We start from the raw sequence: 3,346 nt of genomic DNA on the forward strand, positions 1-3,346 counted from the left end.
CCGCACCTCGACGACCGGGAGCACCGCCGCCACCTCGACCGCCGCCACCTCGACCGCCACCACCTCGACCGCCACCACCTCGACCGCCACCACCTCGACCGCCACCACCTCGACCGCCACCACCTCGATCGCCGCCACCGTGCGAGCCGTTGACGGCGCGCCGCCGGCTACCGGCGCCACGCGGGCCGCGGGCCGCGCCGCGACCTCCGCGGACCGCACCCGCAGGGTGGCCGCCAACCCGCCGGTCCTCGTCGTGGGCGGCCGGTTCGACCCGACCACGCCCCCGGAGAGCGCCCGCCAGGCGGCGTCGAGCGTGCCGGGCGCCCGCTTCACCGAGTTCGCCGGCGTCGGGCACGCGGTCTTCCTGTCCAGCGAGTGCGGCCGCAGGACCATCGCCGCGTTCCTCGACAGCCCGGCGTCGCCGGCCGCGCCGTGCGACCCGGGCGCGGCCCCGTACCCGATGGTCCGTCCCGGCGACCTGGTGCTCACGATCTCGGCGTACAGGGCGATGAACTCGCCGGCGCTGCTCGCACCGCTCGGCGTGTACGGGCTCGTGTCGGCCGTTCAGCTGATCGCCGGGCTGTGGAGTCTCGTCCGCCGCCGTCCGGGGCGCGCGAACGCGGTGGCCGGCCTCGCCGGGCTCGCGCTGCTCGGGCTGGGCGCCCTCAGCGTGTCCGGCGTGCCCGATCCGACCGAGCTCGCGATCGGCGTGCCGCACGCCGTGGCCTGGTGCGGGCTGCTCGCCCTCGTGTCGACCGCGCTGTCGGCCGTCGACGCGTTCCGGCTGCGGTCCCGGGCCGTGCAGATCGTCCCCGTCCTGACCGGGCTCGCGCTGCTCGCCTGGCTGTACGGCTGGTTCCTGGCCTGAGCACCGGTCAGGCGACCGGCCTCACCCTCCACACGGACACGGGTCGGTGCATCACGGTGTTCGGGCCGCCGGTCCGGACGAGACCGCGGCGCTTCGGGTGTGATCAGCTGGGCTGGCCGGTGGGCATGATCGTGACCTGCTGGAGGTTGACGCGTGCCGGCTGGGAGGCGAGGAAGCCGACGGTGTGGGCGACGTCCTCCGATGTCAGCCACTCCATCGCCTCCTTGGAGCCCGCCAGCCACTCCAGCGCACCGGCGTCGGTGACGTGGCCCTGCAGCTCCGTGCCGACGATGCCCGGCTCGATCGCGGAGACCCGTACCTTCTTCGGGCCCAGCTCCGTCCGCAGGTGCCGGGACAGGTGCGTGACGTAGGCCTTGGTCCCCGCGTAGACGGCGAAGTTCGGGTAGATGTTCTGGGCGGCGATCGAGGAGGTGTTGATCAGGTCACCGACGCCACGCTCGGCGGCCGCCCGGACCAGCTGCGGGACGAACGCGCCGATGACGTTCATCAGGCCGGTGATGTTCAGGTCGATCTGGCGCTGCCACTGGTCGGTGGCCAGCTCCTCGATCGGGGCCGGAAGCATCACACCCGCGTTGTTGAACAGCAGGTCCGTGTCGCCCAGGTCGTCCTTCACCCGGTCAGCGGCAGCACGCACGGCCTCCGCGTCGGTCACGTCCACGGCGATCGCGAGTGCGGTGCCGCCGTTCTTCTCGATACGCGAGACCAGACCAGCGAGTCGGTCCTCGCGCCGGGCCAGCACGGCGACCTTCGCTCCCAGCGATGCCAGGTGTTCTGCGGTCGCCTCGCCGATACCGCTGGAGGCGCCGGTGACGACGGCGACACGGCCGGCGAGTGGGGTGGCAGAGGTGTGCGAGGTCATCGAGGTCACCTTCCGTAGATTTTTTGGGGGCGGTCCGCTCATCCGGGCCGCTCATCCAGCACACCACGGCCCGGCCGACCGCGAACGACGCCCTCCGCACCCTGTGGAAACTGGTACCGGCAGGGCCACCCGGACCGGAAACGCCGCACACACGAGACGCCACACTGGGTGTATGGACAGCCGAAGCGAGCTCGCCGACTTCCTGCGCACCCGGCGTAGCCGCCTGACCCCTGACCAGGCAGGGTTGCCCGAGGACGGCCGCACACGCCGGGTTCCGGGACTGCGCCGCGACGAGGCCGCCCGGCTCGCCGGGGTGAGCACCGAGTACTACACACGGCTCGAACAGGGTCGAGCCGGTAACCCCTCACCGGAAGTGCTCGAGGCTTTGGGCCGGGCCCTGCGCCTGGACGCGTCCGAGAAGGAACACCTGCAGAATCTGCTGGCCCGGCCGAAGGCCGCCGCTCGCCGCACCCCCACCGGCCCGCAGCGAGTCCGTCCAGGCCTGCACCTGATGCTGCAGACACTGCAGCACGTGCCGGCGTACGTCCTCGGCCGGCGGACCGACGTCCTGGCCTCCAACCGGCTGGCCCGGGCCGTCCTCACCGACTTCGACGCCCTGCCCGTACCGGCTCGCAACCTGGCCCGCTACTACCTGCTGGACCCCACCGCGCGGCAGACCGTCGGTGACTGGGAACGCATCGCCGCCGAAACCGTGGCGATCCTCCGCCTGGAGGCCGGGCGCCGTCCCCACGACCGGCAACTCGCAGACCTGGTGGGCGAACTCATGCTGCGATCACCGGAGTTCACGACCTGGTGGAACGACCACCGGGTGCTGCGGTGCACCCACGGCGCGAAGCTCCATCATCACCCCGTCGTCGGCGACCTGCACTTCGTCTTCGAGTCCTTCCAGGTCCCTGGAGACGCGGAGCAGACCCTGTACGTCTACAACGTGGAACCGGGCTCACCGACCGAACAGTCACTGCGCCTGCTCGAGTCCTGGAGCACACCCGCCCTGACCACAGATCGTCCCGCCACGCTGCCCTCGGCCTGATGCCGGAGCGTCCTGGGTCATAGCGGGGGACTGTACGACTTGCGTCGCGCCCCGGCATTCCTCCGGCTCAAGACAGCATTAAGGGAGTATTATAAGGAAACTTTCTTAACAGAAGGCATTGACGGGCCCTGTGGGAGCGGCTTACTTTCCGATCAGTCCCCTGGGGGCGGGGCGGTCGACGACTGGCATTCGCCTAGCGGAGGTGTAGCCGTGCGCGTGCGCACATCAGCGGGAGCGGTCCGCGTCGGTCCTCCCAGGAGGACGGCGGCGGTCGCCCGGCCCCGGCCGGCCCTGGGCGCGGCCGGCACGGCGTACGCGACCGGGGCGAAGGTGACGTACGGCGGCTCCGCCTGCGAGTGCCTCCAGGCGCACACGGCCATCGCCGAATGGAAGCCGCCGGACGTCGCGGCCCCCTGGATGCGGGTCTGACCCCGGCCCTTCCGGATCTCCGGGGCGGGTAGCAGACGCCGCCCGCCGCGGACACGGCCTCCGGGTCGCGCGAGACCGGTGACACTCGCGCGGCCCGGGCACCACCCCCGGGGCGGGC

4 protein-coding genes are annotated in these 3,346 nt (G+C 72.1%); 3 read left to right on the plus strand and 1 reads right to left on the minus strand.

Features of this window, described 5'->3' with window-relative positions; translation table 11 throughout:
* Positions 1–139: 139 nt before the first annotated feature.
* Entirely contained in the window at positions 140–868 is a 729-nt protein-coding gene (locus tag MPTA5024_RS29160) for an alpha/beta hydrolase (RefSeq protein ID WP_198167455.1), read from the plus strand.
* A gap of 103 nt (positions 869–971) precedes the next feature.
* Here the strand turns inward: MPTA5024_RS29160 and MPTA5024_RS29165 are convergent, their stop codons facing one another.
* Complete coding sequence (locus MPTA5024_RS29165) at positions 972–1,748, minus strand: SDR family oxidoreductase (protein WP_036330928.1); 777 nt, start codon at positions 1,746–1,748, stop codon at positions 972–974.
* A gap of 172 nt (positions 1,749–1,920) precedes the next feature.
* Here MPTA5024_RS29165 and MPTA5024_RS29170 point away from each other — a divergent pair, with 172 nt between their 5' ends.
* Together MPTA5024_RS29170 and MPTA5024_RS42765 are read left to right on the plus strand one after the other, a co-directional pair.
* A complete protein-coding gene (locus MPTA5024_RS29170; RefSeq protein WP_051458807.1) occupies positions 1,921–2,799 on the plus strand; it encodes a helix-turn-helix transcriptional regulator in 879 nt (292 codons plus the stop codon).
* Between the two features lie 216 nt (positions 2,800–3,015).
* Positions 3,016–3,228, plus strand: coding sequence for a carbohydrate-binding protein (locus MPTA5024_RS42765; protein ID WP_232326691.1), 213 nt, complete (start codon positions 3,016–3,018; stop codon positions 3,226–3,228).
* The last annotated feature ends 118 nt before the right edge of the window (positions 3,229–3,346 follow it).

Origin of the sequence: Microbispora sp. ATCC PTA-5024 (genome assembly GCF_000511135.2) — a bacterium.
GTDB classification, from domain to species: Bacteria; Actinomycetota; Actinomycetes; order Streptosporangiales; family Streptosporangiaceae; genus Microbispora; species Microbispora corallina.